The organism is Brevundimonas alba, assembly GCF_011927945.1.
GTDB classification, from domain to species: domain Bacteria; phylum Pseudomonadota; class Alphaproteobacteria; order Caulobacterales; family Caulobacteraceae; genus Brevundimonas; species Brevundimonas alba.
The window spans coordinates 876,512-891,176 of record NZ_JAATJM010000001.1; the positions used below are offsets into that span (position 1 = coordinate 876,512).

Consider the following 14,665-nt stretch of genomic DNA (forward strand, 5'->3'; position numbering starts at 1 on the left):
CGCCGCGGGGTGAGCGGTAGCGCGCAACCTGCGCTCTGGCAGCGAGCGACCGCATCGCGAGCGCTAGCGCCCGCCGCCCGCCGCGATCCACGCGTCCACCTGATCCGCCAGCACATCCAGCGGCACCGAGCCCGACCCCAGCACCACCGCGTGGAAGTCGCGGATGTCGAACCGGTCGCCCAGCGCCGCCTGCGCCTTCTGCCTCAGCTCCATGATCTTCAGCTCGCCGATCTTGTAGCTGGTCGCCTGGCCCGGGCTGGTGATGTAGCGCTCCACCTCCTTGACGATGTCGCGCTCGCTCAGCAGTGAATTGGCCCGGAAATACTCGATAGCGTCCTCGCGGCTCCAGCGCTTGGCGTGCAGCCCCGTGTCCGTCACCAGCCGCACCGCCCGCCACAGCTCGGTCGAAAGCCGGCCGAAGTCCGAATACGGGTCCTGATAGAAGCCCATCTCCTTGCCCAGCCGCTCGGCGTACAGGCCCCAGCCCTCGGCGTAGGCGCCATAGCCGCCGAAGCGGCGGAACGACGGCAGGCCCTGCATCTCCTGCGCATAGGCGATCTGGAAGTGATGCCCCGGCGCGCCCTCGTGATAGCTGATGCCCTCGATCTGGGGCTTCAGCACCTGGGTCATGTCCGACAGGTTGACGTAGTAGATGCCCGGCCGCGAACCGTCCGGGGCCGGGGCGTTGTAGAAGGCGATCGAGGCCGTCGCCTCGCGCCAGGCCTCCACCGCGCGCACCTCCAGCGCCGCCTCGGGCAGGTCGCTGAACCATTGCGGCGCCGCCGCCATCACCTGGGCGATGAAGGCCCGGCTGTCGGTCAGATACTGCTCCTTGCCTTCCGGCGTGTTCGGATACTGGAAGCGCGGGTCGGTCTTCAGGAAGGCGAACATCTCCTGCAGCGATCCCTCGAACCCGACCTGGTCCATGATCGTCTGCATCTCGCCCTGCAGCCGTGCGACCTCGTTCAGCCCGATCTGGTGAATCTGGTCCGCGGTCAGGTCCGTCGTGGTCGAGAGCTGGAGCCGGGCGTTGTAATAGGCCTCGCCCTGCGGCAGCCGCCACACGCCGCCGTCCCGGTCCGGCATGGCCGCCGCCTGCTGCTGCACCTCCGCCAGAGCCGTCAGCACATGCTCGTAACCGCGCTTCCACTCTCCGGTCAGCGCCGCCCGGCCGTCCGCCAGCAACCGGTCCTTCTCGGCCTGATCCACCGTCAGCGCGGCCACCTTCTTCTGGAAGTCCGCCCACACCGGATTGTCGGCTCCGTCGTCGAACGGCGCGCCGGTGATGATGTTGCGGGTGTTGGCGATCGACGGTTCGAACACGAAATTCGGCGAGATCACCCCCGCCGCCGCCCGCTGGCGCAGCTCGGCCGCGATCTCGCCCATGACCCGCTCCGAGTCCTTCAGACGCGAGACATAGGCTTCGGCGTCGGCGACGCTGTCGATCCGGTGGTTGTTGATCATGAACACGGGGAGGCCCGTCGTCGGATTGCCGTTCGCCGCGAACTGATAGCCCCAGTCGCGCCAGCGATCGCCCAACCGCGCCTGCTCGACGCCGTATTCGAACAGCCGCCACGACATCCGGCTCTCGGCGCTTAGCGCCTGCGGATTGAACTGGTCGTTCAGCTGCGCGACCTGCCGCTCCATCAGCGCCAGCCCCCGTTCCGACGCCGCGTCGGTGTTGTCGTCCAGCTTGCCGTAGTCGCGCTTGATCCCCAGCGACGTCATCGTCTGCGGCGACAGGGCGATCCGCTCCTGGAACGCCTGCTCGAAGAACGCCGCCAGCCGCGCATCCTCGCTCTGCGCCGCGGCCGCCGCGGGCGCCGTCTCCTGCGCCAGAACCGCGACAGGGGCCCCCGCCAACACGGCAACGGCGCAGACGGTGGAAACAAGCAGACGACGCATGGAAACCCTCCCGAAAACTTCAGCCCGGGACCATCACCGCTCGCACCGTCCGGCGCAAGCGGGCGAGATGGTCAGGATTTCCGCTTGGCCGCGATCCTGGCGCTCTCGGCCTTCAGCGGCTTGGACACCGGACAGACCTCCTGCGCATAGGCGTGCAGGGTGTTGGCCAGATGGTCCGGCACCAGCCGGTAGTGCACGAACTGGCCCCGCTTCTCGCTCGTCACCAGTCCCGCGTTCTCCAGCACGGTCAGATGCTGGGACACCGCCGGCTTGGATATCTCGAACCGCGCCGCGATCTCGCCCGCCGTCATGTCGGCGTGGGCGAGATACGCCAGGATCTTGCGCCGGACCACCGACGACAGGGCTTCGAAGACGCGTTGCATGCCGCGACATTTAAGCGATTTGCTAACCGCTTGCCAGCGGCGTATTTCAGTGATTAAGTTATGTCTTAAATACTAAAGAGCTTGCGATGCTCGATCCGGACGATCCCTGCGCCGTGAACAGCCTGGTCGAGGCGCCGGGCTGCAGTCCGGTCGAGGGCCGCGTCGTCTGGGATCCCGCACACTCCATGTGGAACGGCGCCATGCTTGCGGCGACGCTCGTCCTGGGTCCGCTGACCATCAGCCCCATGGCCCTCGTGGTCTTCGCGGTCTCCACAGGAGCCTCCCTCCTGCTGGGCCACTCCGTCGGCTTTCACCGCCGCCTGATCCACGGCAGCTTCAAATGCCCGCTGTGGCTCGAGCACATCCTGGTCTGGGTCGGGACCGCCGTCGGCATGAGCGGCCCGTTCTGGATGATCCGCACCCACGACATGCGCGACTGGGCCCAGCGCCAGACGGACTGCCACGACTACCTCGCTCACCGCCGGCCGATGCTCATCGACGCCGTCTGGCAGATGCACTGCCGGCTGGAGCTGGCGGATCCGCCGGCGTTCGACCTCGGCCGCATCGGCTGCGACCGCTTCTATCGCTTCCTCGAACGGACCTGGATGCTGCAGCAGCTCCCGATCGCGGCGGTCCTCTATCTGATGGGGGGCTGGGACTTCGTGGTCTGGGGCGTCTGCGCCCGCGTCGCCGCCTCGGTGACCGGCCACTGGTTCGTCGGTCATCTGGCCCACCGGCGCGGCCCCCAGACCTGGCGGGTCAAGGGCGCGGGCGTTCAGGCGCATGATGTCCCGTGGGCCGCCATCCCGACCATGGGCGAGGCCTGGCACAACAACCACCATGCCTTCCCCGGCTCCGCCCGCATCGGCCTCTATCCCGGCCAGAGCGACTGGGGCTTCCGCTTCATCCAGCTGCTGGTGCGTCTGGGGCTGGCTTGGGACGTAAGAACGCCGGAGGGGATGACGGGGCGGAATGGGGTGCTTCAGGCGGCGGAGGTCGGGCGATGATGCTGCTGGTAACTCAAAGAGCTCCGGAAGCGCTGGTGACCGCGGCGGCGGCGGGCGGCGTGGCCACGGGAGCGGGATTCGTCCTCGCCATGGCAGGCACGACGCTGCCATCCAGCCTGCCGTCACCGCTCGTCGTCGTGACGGGGCTAGCGATGGCCGTGGTCATGCTCGGAGTTATCGCCGTCCTCGCGGCCTTCGTCTTTGCCGCAGGCCTTTTCATCGTCGGCCTGCCCGCTTGGGCGGCCCTCTACAAGCTCGGCTTCCGCGCGCGTGTCGACGTCATCGTGGCGGGCGGCGTCCTGACGGGAATAACGGTGGCGCTGCTTTTTCCTTGGTATGCGCTCAATCCGGATACGGCTGTCTTTCCGATGCTGATGATCCTGCCCGGCGCCTTCGCGGGCTGGACTTTCCACCGCATCGCCTATGGCAAGGCCGGACCAGCCCCCGCCTAAAACTCCCGCCAGCTGTCGCCGGGGTCGCGTTCGCCGGGGTCCACGCTCTGCTGGCCCCAGGCGACGATCATCAGCAGCTTGTGGCTGCGGATGCGGAACTCGCCGGTCATGGGCAGGACCGCGCCCAAGGGGGCCCCGGTCTTCGGCTCGTAGAGGAAGCCGGAGAACTCGGCGACGCCGACCCGGTCGCGGCGGCTGTAGACCGACAGCTCGGGGACCGACACGACGTTGAAGCTGTCATTGATCGGGATGCGCATCTCCGGCACCCCGAACACGCGCCGCATCTGCTCCAGCGACAAGGCGCCGGCGCGCAGCTCCAGCACTGCCTCGGCCTCCTGTTTCGATCCGGCCAGCGCATAGCCGGCTTCTGACAGGGCCCCGCGCACCGCGCTGACCGCATAGGGGGCGTTTTCGGCGCGGAAGAAGGCGTCGTCGACGAACACCCGCGTGCCCTGCGGGATCGGCAGGGTCAGGCCCTCCACGGCGCGGTCGGCGGCGCGGGCGACGAGCAGCTGCTCGGTCGCGGTCCGCGACGGATAGGTCTCGGACGTCGAGGCGCAGCCGGTCGACAGCGCGGCCAGCAGCAGGGCGGGGATCAGGGCCCTCAGCTTACCAGCTCCCGGTGTTGGGCATCGAGGCCCAGGGCTCGGCCGGCGCCAATGGCGCGCCCTCCTGCAGCAGTTCGATGGAGATGCCGTCCGGCGAGCGGACGAAGGCCATGCGGCCGTCGCGCGGCGGCCGGTTGATCGTCACCCCGCCGTCCATCAGCCGCTGGCAGGCGGCGTAGATGTCGTCGAACTTGTAGGCCAGATGCCCGAAATTGCGCCCACCGCTGTACGGCTCCGGATCCGGGTCCCAGTTGAAGGTCAGCTCCACCTCGGGCGACCGTTCGGCCTCGGAGCGCGCGCGATCCGCCGGCGCGGCGAGGAACACCAGCGTATAGCGGCCGGCCTCGCTCTCCATCCGCCGCACCTCTTCCAGACCCAGCAGGTCGCAATAGAAGCGCAGCGAGGCGTCGAGGTCCGTCACGCGGACCATGGTGTGCAGATAGCGCATGGTCTTCCGGTCCTTGGGGAGAGGCGGGAGGCGGCCTCTATAGCGACCGATGGCCGCGACCGCGACTCACGCCCTGTTTCGGCAGGTGCGCGCCGCCGCCACGGCTGCTAGAGCCGGTGCACGGGCGCCGTCGGGCGAAGTCCGGGGGATCCATGCTTCGCAAGCTCTACGACTGGGTGTTCTCGCTGGCCCGCAGCCGGCACGCCACGCCGGCCCTTGCCGTCATCTCCTTCGCCGAGAGCTCGATCTTCCCGGTCCCGCCCGACGTCATGCTGGCGCCGATGATCCTGGCCCGGCCGGACAAGGCCTATTTCTACGCAATGGTCTGCACCGTCGCCTCTGTGCTGGGCGGCATCCTCGGCTACGCCATCGGCTTCTACATGACCGATCTCGGCCTTTGGCTGATGAACCTGCTCGGCCATTCCGACGGCCTCGCCGAATTCCAGCACTGGTTCGACCGCTGGGGCTTGGCCGTCATTCTGGTCAAGGGCCTGACCCCCATCCCCTACAAGCTGGTGACCATCGCCTCGGGGCTGGCCGCCTTCAGCTTCCCGGTCTTTGTCGCCGCCTCCGTCGTCACCCGTGGAGCCCGCTTCTTCATCGAGGCCTGGGTGCTCCGGCGCTGGGGCCCGGCCATGCTGGCGCAGGTCGAGAAGCGGCTGGCCCTGTGGAGCGTCATCGGCATCGTGGTGCTGGTCGGCGCCGTCGTGGCGGTCAAGCTTCTCTGAGCGGGCGAGCCGCATCGACGCCGCGCTCCGGCCCGGCTATGAACAGGGTCAGATGAGAGGCCTTTATCGACTCCTGACGCGGTGGTGGACCGCCTTCGCCCTCGCCGCCTCGCTGGCGCTGCTGGGCGCGGCGCACGCGTTCGAGCGTTTCGGCGGCCTCGCGCCCTGCAACCTCTGCCTCAAGCAGCGCGAGGTCTACTGGGGCGCCGTGGCCATCGCCCTGACCGCCACCCTCTGGCATCTGGTCAGCCGGGGCAGCCGCGGCACGCCCCGCATCGCCGCCTTCATGCTGGCCGTGGTCTTCACCACCGGCGCCGTCACCGCCGTCTTCCACATGGGCGGCGAGAACAACTGGTGGGACCTGCCGGCCGCCTGCGCCGGCGGCGGCGACGTCAGCATCGAAAGCCTGGCCGCACTCGCGCTGGGCACGGCCCCCGCCGCCCCGCCCGTCTACTGCGACGCGGTGACGTGGCGCTTCCTCGGCCTCAGCATGGCAGGATGGAACGCGCTGATCTCGGTCGCATTGGCCGTGTTCAGCCTGTTCGCCGCCAAGAGGCCCAAGGATGCCCGTGCCCCCCGCCCCTGAATCCGCGGCTGAACCGGCCTCCGGGTTCGGCCCCGACTTCGAGCCTTGTGAGAGGGCTGCCCGGCCTGTGCGCCTGCCGCGTCCCGGCCTCGGCGCCAGCCGTCGCCGCCGCGCCGAAATCCTGCGTGTCGATCACGCAGGCGAATACGCCGCCGTCCACATCTACCGGGCCCAGCGCGCCGTCTTCGAAGGCCGCGCCGGCAAGGCGGCCATCGCCGCCGACATGGGCGAGATGCAGGGACAGGAAGCCGTCCACCTCGCCCGCTTCGAGGCCCTGCTCAACGCCGAGCGCGTCCGCCCCACCGTCATGACCCCGATCTGGCGACTGGCCGCGCTGGGCCTCGGCGCCGGCACGGCCCTGCTGGGCGAGAAGGCCGCACACGCCTGCACCGAGGCGGTCGAAAGCGTCATCGAGGAACACTACGCCGACCAGATTTCCGAGCTCGCGGATCGCGATCCCGACCTCGCCGCCGAACTGACCCGGTTCCGCGACGAGGAACTGGCCCACCATGACCACGCCGTCGGCCAGGGCAGCCGCGATGCCCCCGGCTACGGCCTGCTCAGCGCCGTCATCAAGGCCGGCTGCCGCGCCGCCATCAAGATCAGCGAACGGGTCTGACGTCGAACGCCAGCAGCAGCGTCCGCTGCCGCCCGCTGCCGTTGTCGTCGGACAGGATGTAGATCCGCACGCCCCCGCCCTGCGCCGTCGCCGCGATGCCTTCAAAATTGTCGACCGTCGACGGCAGGCTCAGTTCAACCAGCACGGGCCCGAGCGAACCGTCCCGCACCATTCGCCGGACCCGCGCCCGCACATCGACCGGCGGCCGGTAGCGCCGCTCGACGACCCAATAGCCGTCGCCAGACGGATCGCGATCCATGCCGGTGATCCGGTATTCGCTGTCCGGGATCGGCTCTGGCGGCGGGGCGACCACCACAGCGCAGGCATCGGGCGCGCACTCCCAGACGCCGCCGCTCTCGCCGGCCACGCGCAGGCAATGCCGGTTCCGCGACATCATCCGCTCCAGCGGCGAGTCTCCGCAGACGCGCTCGCCCGTCGTGGCGATCGCCTCCATCCCGTCGTTCAGTGTGAAGGCGAAGTCGGGGCGGGGCAGGGCGGTCGGGACCTGTCGCGGCGCATCCACCGGACCGTAGTCCCAGATGCGGTGATCGCGCTCGAAGCTCACCAGCACATCGCCGTCCTGGCTGACCGCCAGCCCTTCGGCGTCTCCATCCGCCTTGTCGATGATCGGCCGGCCGTCGAGCAGCGTCAGCCGCCGATGGCGCAGCGAGTCCACGCCTTCCAGACGACCGGTCGCCCCAAGGCTCAGCCGCCCGCGCACCAGATCGCCCGCGTCGGTGACCGAGACGAACTCACCACCGTCCAGCAGCTTCAGGTCCGACACGCTGTGCAGCGGCGAGTCCGGCTCCAGCACCCATTCGACGCCGCCCGCGAACCTGACACCCCGCGCCAGGGCGACCCCGCCGGGTATCCCCAGCCCGACCGGCCTCACCTCCGCTTCCGCCGCGCTCCAGCCGTTGCCCGCTCCGCTCCATACCGGCGCGGGAACCGCGGTCGCGCAGGCCGACAGCGCCAAGGCCATCGCCAACACCGCCGCAGCGGACAGTCTCACGCCGCTCGCCTTCGCCGCTTCGGCGCCGCCTTGGGCTCGCTGTCGAACAGCTCGGCCAGTTTCTCGATCATCACCCCGCCCAGCTGTTCGACGTCGACGATGGTCACCGCCCGCCGGTACCAACGGGTCACGTCGTGGCCGATGCCGATGGCGATCAGCTCGACCGGCGAGCGGGTCTCGATCTCGGCGATCACCTGCCGCAGGTGCTTGTCCAGATACAGGGCCGCATTGGCCGACTGGGTGGAATCGTCGACCGGCGAGCCGTCCGAGATGACCATCAGGATCTGCCGCGCCTCGGGCCGCGCCAGCAGCCGGTCGTGCGCCCAGTTCAGGGCCTCGCCGTCGATATTTTCCTTCAGCAGCCCCTCGCGCATCATCAGGCCGAGATTCTTCTTGGCCCGCCGCCACGGCGCGTCGGCGGACTTGTAGATGATGTGGCGCAGGTCGTTCAGCCGCCCGGGATTGCCCGGCTTGCCGGCGCTGATCCAGGCCTCGCGCGCCTGTCCGCCCTTCCACGCCCGGGTCGTGAAGCCGAGGATCTCGACCTTGACCCCGCACCGCTCCAGCGTCCGCGCCAGGATGTCGGCGCAGACCGCCGCCACCATGATCGGCCGCCCGCGCATCGAGCCGGAATTGTCCAGCAGCAGGGTCACCACCGTGTCGCGGAACGGGCTCTCGCTCTCGGCCTTGAAGCTCAGCGGCGACGTCGGGTCTGTGATGATCCGGGTCAGGCGGGCGGTGTCCAGCACCCCCTCTTCCAGATCGAAGGCCCAGCTGCGGTTCTGCTGCGCCATCAGCCGGCGCTGCAGCTTGTTGGCCAGCCGCGCCACCACCGACGACAGCGCCGTCAGCTGCTGGTCCAGCAGCGACCTCAGCCGGTCCAGCTCGTTCGGATCGCACAGCTCGGCCGCGTCGATGATCTCGTCATGGGCGGTGGTGAACACGCGATAGGCGTCGACGGCCCGGCCGTCGTCGCCGATCTCCTGCCGGTTGGGCAGGGCACCCTCATTCAGTTCCGGCCCCTCGTCCGAAGCGTCGCCGTCCGGGTCCGCCGGCGCGCCGTCCGGACGGCTGTCGCGCTCCTCGCCGGCGGTCTGGTCGTCGGTCGAGCCGTCCATCGACTGCCCTTCGCCGCCGCCGGCGTCGTCCTCCTCGTCCTGTTCGTCGGAGGCCTCCGGCTCCTGCGGATCGGCCTCGTCCTCGCCCTGTTCGTCCGAGGCGTCGTCCCCGCGTCCGTCGCCCGGATCGAGGTCCAGCGCCCGCAGCACGTCCTTCAGCCGCGCCGCGAACGCCGCCTGATCGTCCGCCACCTCGGCCAGCGCATCGATCTTCGCGCCCGCCTTCGTCTCCAGTTCGCCACGCACCATATCGAGCAGGGCGCCCGCCCCGTCTGGCGCCCGCTGCCCGGTCAGCCGCTCCCGCACCAGCAGAGCCACGGCCTCGTTCAGCGGCACCCGGTCGGCCGCCGCGGCCCGCAGGGCCCCACTCCGCTCCAGCCGCGTCAGCAGCGCCGCGTTCATATTGGCCCGCACACCCGCCAGCGACTGCGACCCCACAGCCTCCACCCGCGCCTGCTCGACCGCCTCGAACACATCGGCCGCCTGACTGTCGGACGGCCTCAGCCGGGCGTGCAGGGTCTCGTCGTGATTGGCCAGCCGCAGGGCCAGCCGGTCAGCCTGTCCGCGCAGCGAGGCGCTCTCCGGGGCGCCTGGGTCGCGCGGCGGATGGGGCAGGGTCAGGACGCCGTCGGCCAGCCGCGGTCCATCCGAGCCGAACACCACCTCGAGCTCCGACTGCTCGGCCAGCGCCCGCGCCGCATGAGCCAGCGCGCGCTTGAAGATTTCGGCGGGAGTTTCGGCGGATGCCATGGCGTCCGGTTAGCCTTTCCGCGGCCCGCTGAAAAGCGGAGCGGTCGATCCGCTCAGTGCGCTTCCGGCGGCCGCGCGGCGGGGCTCAGATATTCGCTCTCGGGCTTCGGCCGCGACGACAGGGCGAAGCGGCGGTCGCAATAGGCGCATTCGACGAAGTCGTCCTCGCCCATGTCCATATAGACCAGCGGATGGCCCAGGGCGCCGCCGCCGCCGTCGCACGCCACGCGCTTGGTCGAGACCACGATCTCTTCCGGCGGGGGGATGATCGCATCGGGGTGGCGGGGCGGCATGATCGACCTTGGGCTGGGAGGGCGCGTCGGTGCGATTTCCTAGGCGGGCCCGCCGCCGCCGTCAAACCTCGCGCGGCTTGCGGCGGAACATCCGGTCGAACAGAGCCTTGCGACGCTTGAAGATGGTCCAGCCGAGCGTGCCCGCCGCCACCCACAGGCCGATCTCGCCGATCACCGCCAGCGGCCCGCCGAACAGCAGCGCCTGCTGCACATCGAGATGCCCCAGCTTGAAGAAGACGGCGACGGCGGCGGATGAGCCATAGCCCAGAAGGCAGACCGCGAAGGCGCTCCAGCCGATCATCTTGGTGCGGGTCATCCCACGGCTCCGTCAAGGACGCTGTTCACAATGACAAGGAAGCTAGACATTCTCATCCGGATGTCAAGCACGTTTGACAAACCGGGGGGCTTGGCCCGGTCCCGCCCCGCGCCTACCTAGGCGGACCGCTCCGCCTGAAAGCCGCCCATGTCCGCATCCGAACCGCTCCCCGCCAACGCCATCGAGGTCCGCGGGCTGGAGAAGACCTACGCCGGTTCGAAGAAGGCCCCGCCGAAGACCGCCCTGCGCGGCGTCGACCTGGTGATTCCGCGCGGCTCGATGTTCGGCCTGCTCGGCCCCAACGGCGCGGGCAAGTCGACCCTGATCAACATCCTCGCCGGTGTCGTGAACAAGACGGGGGGCACCGCCTCCATCTGGGGCCGCGACATCGACAAACAGCCCCGCGACGCCCGCGCCGCCCTCGGCGTCGTGCCTCAGGAGATCGTCGCCGACGTCTTCTTCACGCCCCGCGAGGCGCTGGAGGTCCAGGCCGGCTTCTACGGTGTGCCCGCCAACGACCGCCGCTCCGACGAACTGCTCGCCGCCCTCGGTCTGACCGACAAGGCCCACGCCTATGTCCGCGCCCTCTCGGGCGGCATGAAGCGCCGCCTGATGGTGGCCAAGGCGCTGGTGCACAATCCGCCGATCCTGATCCTCGACGAGCCCACCGCCGGCGTCGACGTCGAGCTGCGCCGCCAGCTCTGGGAATACGTCCGCCGCATCAATGCCGAGGGCGTCACCATCCTCCTGACCACCCACTATCTCGAGGAAGCGCAGGAGCTCTGCGACACCATCGCCATCATGAACCGCGGCGAGGTCGTCGCCTGCGAACCCACGCCCCAGCTGCTGCGCCGCCTCGACACCCGCAACGTCGTGGTCACGCCCGAGGGCGAGCTCGCCGGCCCTCCGGCCCTGTCCGGTTTCGAGGTCACCCCCCGCCCGAACGGCGCCTTCGCGGTCAGCTACAAGAAGGGCCAGTCGTCGGTCGAACAGGTCCTCGCCGCCGTCCGCGCCGCGGGCGTCACCATCGCCGACATCTCGACCGAGGATCCGGATCTGGAGGACGTCTTCCTCGCCCTGACCTACGGCGACGCCACTCAGGTCAGCCCGACGAGGGACTGACGGCCCAAGACCACGCCGGAACCATCGGGATTCCGGCTCGCTATGCTGCGATGCAACATCCTGAACGCCGGATCCTTGAGGTCGAGGGGCTTCCGATCGCCTGCGCCCAGGTCGGAGAGGGCCGTCCCGTCGTCTATCTGCACGGCGCCCTGACCACGCTGGAGGAAGGCCTGACCGGCCTGGCCGCGACCCTCGCGCCCCGGTTTCGGATGACGGCCTTCGATCGCCCCGGCCACGGCCACAGCGGGCGGGACGCGGGAACCGGATCGGCGTGGCGGCAGGCGGAGCTCATCCATGCCGCCCTGACCATGCTGGGTCTGGAACGGCCGGTCATCGTCGCCCACTCGTTCGGCGGCGCGGTGGCGATGGCCCTCGCCCTCCGGTTTCCCGGGTCGATTTCGGGCGCCGTGCTGATCGCGCCGATCGCCTTCCCCGAGCCGCGTCCCGAGATGATGATGTTCGGTCCGCGCGCCCTGCCGTTCGCGGGCGACGGCCTGTCGCTCCTCGCCGCGCCGGCGGACGCGGTCATGCTTCCGGCGCTGTGGAACGCGATGTTTCTGCCCCAGCGGATGACGGCGGCTTTCCGCGACGGCTTTCCGTTCGAACTCGCGTCCGGACGAACCCAGCTCCAGGCCGATGGTCAGGAGGCCCTGGAGATGATCCGGAGCCTGGCCCGGAGCGCTCCGCTGTATGCCGCCTGTCAGACTCCCGTCCAAGTCCTTCAGGGCGACCGGGACCTCGTGGTGAACCCCTTGCTGCATGGGCGGCCTCTCGCGGCCGTGCTGCCGCGCGGCCGGTTCGTCAACCTGCCGGGACTCGGCCACATGGCCCACCATTTCGCGCCGGAGCGGGTCGCCGGGGCCATCGACGAGGTGTTCCTGCAGGCGGACGCCTAGACCACCATCACGGTCCCGATCAGCAGCCGCGCGCCCGCCCGGCCCAGCGTCCGGTCGGTCGCCGCCTGAAGCTGGGTCACCAGCCGCTCCACGTCCGGCGGCGCACCCGGCAGCAGGGCGTTGGCCGCCTGCTGAACCACCGTCGCATAGGCCGCCCTAAGCCGCGGCGCGGACTGCGCCACCCGGGTCCGCAGGGCGGCGTCGGCGGTGTCGAGGCCAGTCTCGACCGTCATCACCCCGCGCCGCCCGCCGGGCCGCGTGACATTGGCCGTGATGGTCGGCAGGCGCAGATAGCTGGCCTGCGTCGCGCCGGAGCCGCCGTTGGTCTTCGACGTCGAGTCTTTCAGTCCGAGAAGGGCGCGGCGATCCATCCGCCCACGCTAGCCGACAGCGTTTAAGGCCCGGTTACGCCGCCACCGCCGCCGGCTTCGGCTCCATCGGCCTCAGGTCCAGCAGGGCGAACAGGGCTGCGTCCTCGTCCTGCTTCGGATTGGGCGTGGTCAGCAGCTTGCCGCCGACGAAGATGGAGTTGGCGCCCGCAAGGAAACACAGCGCCTGCATCTCCGGGCTCATCGTCTCGCGCCCGGCCGACAGCCGCACCATGGCCTTCGGGCAGACCAGCCGCGCCACCGCCACCGTGCGCACGAACTCGATCGGATCGATCTCGCCCTCCCGCTTCACCCGGTCCCCCAGCGGCGTGCCCGTCACCGGCACCAGCGCATTGACCGGCAGGCTGTCGGGATGCTCCGGCAGGGTCGCCAGCGCGTGCAGCAGTCCGGCCCGGTCGCGCCGCGCCTCGCCCATGCCGACGATGCCGCCGCAGCAGGTGCTCATGCCCGCCTCCCGCACATGGGCCAGTGTCTCCAGCCGGTCCTGATACGTCCGCGTCGTCACCACCTCGGCGTAATACTCCGGCCCGGTGTCGAGGTTGTGGTTGTAATAATCCAGCCCCGCCGCCTTCAGCTGCCGCGCCTGATCCGCCGTCAGCATGCCCAGGGTGGCGCATGTCTCCAGCCCAAGCGACTTCACCCCCGCGATCATCGTCGCCAGCTTCGGCGTGTCGCGGTCCTTCAGCTCACGCCAGGCCGCGCCCATGCAGAACCGGCTGGCTCCGCCGGCCTTGGCCGCCATGGCCTCGGCCATGACAGCCGTCGCATCCATCAGCTTCTCGGCCTTCAGACCGGTCTGGAAACTGGCCGACTGCGAGCAGTAGCCGCAGTTCTCGGCGCAGCCGCCGGTCTTGATCGACAGCAGCTGACTCTTCTGCACCTCCGACGGGTCGAACCAGCGCCGGTGGACGCTCGCGGCCTCGAACACCAGCTCCATGAAGGGTCGGGCGAACAGCGCCTCCACCTCTTCCAGCGTCCAGTCGTGGCGGGGGATCGAAAGGTCACGGGTCATGGACCGGTTCCTGACGCAGGCGAACGCCTGCGGCAAGACCTCAGACGTCCATGATGATTTCGCCGCGCTTCAGGTCGATCACGATACGGTCGAACACGCCCAGCACGTCGACCCCCATCAGCATGGCGGGCGTATTCTCGAGCCCCAGCAGGCGGAAGATGTGGAAGTCGCCCATCAGCACGGCCAGCTTGTCCAGCACCAGCTCGTCGAAATGCACCGCCGACACGACCATGGCCTGGGCCGGGGCGGCGCGTCCGGTCGGCGACTGCACCAGCATCTCGCCCGTCGAGGCGGCGCGGCTCTGGAACGGGCGGGCCCCCGCAGCGGCGGCGAGCGCGGGATTGATCAGGGTGACCTGCGCGCCCGTGTCGACCACCGCCTGCACCGGCTGGCCGCGCACCAGCGCCGTCAGCACCATCAGTTCGGCGCCGCCCCCCTGCGGTGGCTGGAACCGAACCCGCGGTCGTACGACGCCGAGGAACTGGTCTGGATCGGGTCGCGACCGGTTGATCGAAGACCGGCCCTGACCGCGGAACCGCATGATCAGACGCTGGTCAGCCAGCAGGTCCAGCCCCAGCAGCCCGTCCAGACCGATCAGGCCGGGGCGCGAGCCCACCGCCATCCGCGCCTCGCCCACCGACAGGGAGCCGCTCGACAGGGTTCGCGCCCGAACCGCCGGAACGCGCTCGCGGCCGATCACCGTATTCATGTCCAGTTCGCCGGCGGGGGCGATCCCGATCCGTTCGACCAGATCGCTGGCCACCACCGAGGCGCTCGCCGCCGTATCGACCGCAAAGCGGAACGGCCCCTCGCCATTGATGAACACGGGCACCGTCGAGCGCCGGACACGGTCCGTCGTCTGGTCGGCGTGGAATTCGTCGATCTGGGTCTCTTGCGCGAAAGCGAGGCGTGGCGCCGCGAGACCGGCCAGCAGCGCGCCGCCCACAAGCCGCCGGCTGGGTCCGTCTGCCCTCATCGCGCTCCTCCCGATACGGATCGTTGCACGGAAATCCGTGGTCGG

The 14,665-nt window shown here is 69.8% G+C and carries 18 protein-coding genes; 7 read left to right on the forward strand and 11 right to left on the reverse strand.

Features of this window, described 5'->3' with window-relative positions:
• Window positions 1–63 precede the first annotated feature (63 nt).
• Complete coding sequence (locus GGQ87_RS04330; protein ID WP_168045462.1) at window positions 64–1,905, reverse strand: DUF885 domain-containing protein; 1,842 nt, start codon at window positions 1,903–1,905, stop codon at window positions 64–66.
• 71 nt (window positions 1,906–1,976) lie between these two features.
• Complete coding sequence (locus tag GGQ87_RS04335) at window positions 1,977–2,288, reverse strand: metalloregulator ArsR/SmtB family transcription factor (RefSeq protein ID WP_168045463.1); 312 nt, start codon at window positions 2,286–2,288, stop codon at window positions 1,977–1,979.
• A gap of 86 nt (window positions 2,289–2,374) precedes the next feature.
• Between GGQ87_RS04335 and GGQ87_RS04340 the strand changes: the two genes are divergently transcribed.
• Together GGQ87_RS04340 and GGQ87_RS04345 are read left to right on the forward strand one after the other, a co-directional pair.
• Entirely contained in the window at window positions 2,375–3,295 is a 921-nt protein-coding gene (locus GGQ87_RS04340) for an acyl-CoA desaturase (RefSeq protein ID WP_168045464.1), read from the forward strand.
• Window positions 3,292–3,747 carry a hypothetical protein gene (locus GGQ87_RS04345; RefSeq protein WP_168045465.1) on the forward strand — a complete coding sequence of 152 codons (456 nt, stop codon included), beginning with the start codon at window positions 3,292–3,294 and terminating at the stop codon, window positions 3,745–3,747. Before GGQ87_RS04340 ends, GGQ87_RS04345 begins: the two co-directional genes overlap by 4 nt.
• On the opposite strand, the gene GGQ87_RS04350 is transcribed toward GGQ87_RS04345, so the two are convergent.
• A complete protein-coding gene (locus GGQ87_RS04350; RefSeq protein WP_168047315.1) occupies window positions 3,744–4,355 on the reverse strand; it encodes a DUF6655 family protein in 612 nt (203 codons plus the stop codon). The two genes, GGQ87_RS04345 and GGQ87_RS04350, sit on opposite strands and share 4 nt — an antisense overlap.
• Before the next feature lies 1 nt (window position 4,356).
• The gene (locus GGQ87_RS04355) at window positions 4,357–4,803 is read right to left on the reverse strand and encodes a VOC family protein (protein ID WP_168045466.1); all 447 of its coding nucleotides are present in this window, start codon (window positions 4,801–4,803) and stop codon (window positions 4,357–4,359) included.
• A gap of 152 nt (window positions 4,804–4,955) precedes the next feature.
• On the opposite strand from GGQ87_RS04355, the gene GGQ87_RS04360 reads away from it, so the two are divergent.
• The 3 genes from GGQ87_RS04360 to GGQ87_RS04370 all read left to right on the forward strand — a co-directional run bounded on the left by GGQ87_RS04360 (window position 4,956) and on the right by GGQ87_RS04370 (window position 6,736).
• The gene (locus GGQ87_RS04360; RefSeq protein ID WP_168045467.1) at window positions 4,956–5,531 is read left to right on the forward strand and encodes a YqaA family protein; all 576 of its coding nucleotides are present in this window, start codon (window positions 4,956–4,958) and stop codon (window positions 5,529–5,531) included.
• A gap of 52 nt (window positions 5,532–5,583) precedes the next feature.
• Window positions 5,584–6,117: a disulfide bond formation protein B gene (locus GGQ87_RS04365; protein ID WP_168045468.1), complete on the forward strand. Its 534-nt coding sequence runs from the start codon at window positions 5,584–5,586 to the stop codon at window positions 6,115–6,117.
• 67 nt (window positions 6,118–6,184) lie between these two features.
• Window positions 6,185–6,736 (forward strand): demethoxyubiquinone hydroxylase family protein, encoded by a 552-nt coding sequence (locus GGQ87_RS04370; RefSeq protein ID WP_342448301.1) that lies wholly within the window; start codon window positions 6,185–6,187, stop codon window positions 6,734–6,736.
• On the opposite strand, the gene GGQ87_RS04375 is transcribed toward GGQ87_RS04370, so the two are convergent.
• The 4 genes from GGQ87_RS04375 to GGQ87_RS04390 form a co-directional block, all read right to left on the reverse strand.
• Window positions 6,720–7,748, reverse strand: a complete 1,029-nt coding sequence (locus tag GGQ87_RS04375) for an esterase-like activity of phytase family protein (RefSeq protein ID WP_342448302.1) — start codon at window positions 7,746–7,748, stop codon at window positions 6,720–6,722. The two genes, GGQ87_RS04370 and GGQ87_RS04375, sit on opposite strands and share 17 nt — an antisense overlap.
• Window positions 7,745–9,616, reverse strand: a complete 1,872-nt coding sequence (gene cobT, locus GGQ87_RS04380) for a cobaltochelatase subunit CobT (protein ID WP_168045470.1) — start codon at window positions 9,614–9,616, stop codon at window positions 7,745–7,747. Before cobT ends, GGQ87_RS04375 begins: the two co-directional genes overlap by 4 nt.
• A gap of 53 nt (window positions 9,617–9,669) precedes the next feature.
• Window positions 9,670–9,909: a zinc-finger domain-containing protein gene (locus GGQ87_RS04385; RefSeq protein ID WP_168045471.1), complete on the reverse strand. Its 240-nt coding sequence runs from the start codon at window positions 9,907–9,909 to the stop codon at window positions 9,670–9,672.
• 61 nt (window positions 9,910–9,970) lie between these two features.
• The gene (locus tag GGQ87_RS04390) at window positions 9,971–10,225 is read right to left on the reverse strand and encodes a hypothetical protein (RefSeq protein ID WP_168045472.1); all 255 of its coding nucleotides are present in this window, start codon (window positions 10,223–10,225) and stop codon (window positions 9,971–9,973) included.
• 147 nt (window positions 10,226–10,372) lie between these two features.
• Between GGQ87_RS04390 and GGQ87_RS04395 the strand changes: the two genes are divergently transcribed.
• Window positions 10,373–11,347 (forward strand): ABC transporter ATP-binding protein, encoded by a 975-nt coding sequence (locus tag GGQ87_RS04395; RefSeq protein WP_168045473.1) that lies wholly within the window; start codon window positions 10,373–10,375, stop codon window positions 11,345–11,347.
• A 50-nt stretch (window positions 11,348–11,397) separates the two neighbouring features.
• Window positions 11,398–12,243 (forward strand): alpha/beta fold hydrolase, encoded by an 846-nt coding sequence (locus GGQ87_RS04400; RefSeq protein WP_168045474.1) that lies wholly within the window; start codon window positions 11,398–11,400, stop codon window positions 12,241–12,243.
• Here the strand turns inward: GGQ87_RS04400 and GGQ87_RS04405 are convergent.
• The 3 genes from GGQ87_RS04405 to GGQ87_RS04415 are packed head-to-tail and all read right to left on the reverse strand — an operon-like array spanning window position 12,240 to window position 14,620.
• Window positions 12,240–12,614 carry a Tat pathway signal protein gene (locus GGQ87_RS04405; RefSeq protein WP_168045475.1) on the reverse strand — a complete coding sequence of 125 codons (375 nt, stop codon included), beginning with the start codon at window positions 12,612–12,614 and terminating at the stop codon, window positions 12,240–12,242. The two genes, GGQ87_RS04400 and GGQ87_RS04405, sit on opposite strands and share 4 nt — an antisense overlap.
• Window positions 12,615–12,648: 34 nt before the next feature.
• Window positions 12,649–13,644, reverse strand: coding sequence for a biotin synthase BioB (gene bioB, locus GGQ87_RS04410; RefSeq protein WP_168045476.1), 996 nt, complete (start codon window positions 13,642–13,644; stop codon window positions 12,649–12,651).
• Between the two features lie 40 nt (window positions 13,645–13,684).
• A complete protein-coding gene (locus GGQ87_RS04415; protein WP_168045477.1) occupies window positions 13,685–14,620 on the reverse strand; it encodes an aspartyl protease family protein in 936 nt (311 codons plus the stop codon).
• Between the last annotated feature and the right edge of the window lie 45 nt (window positions 14,621–14,665).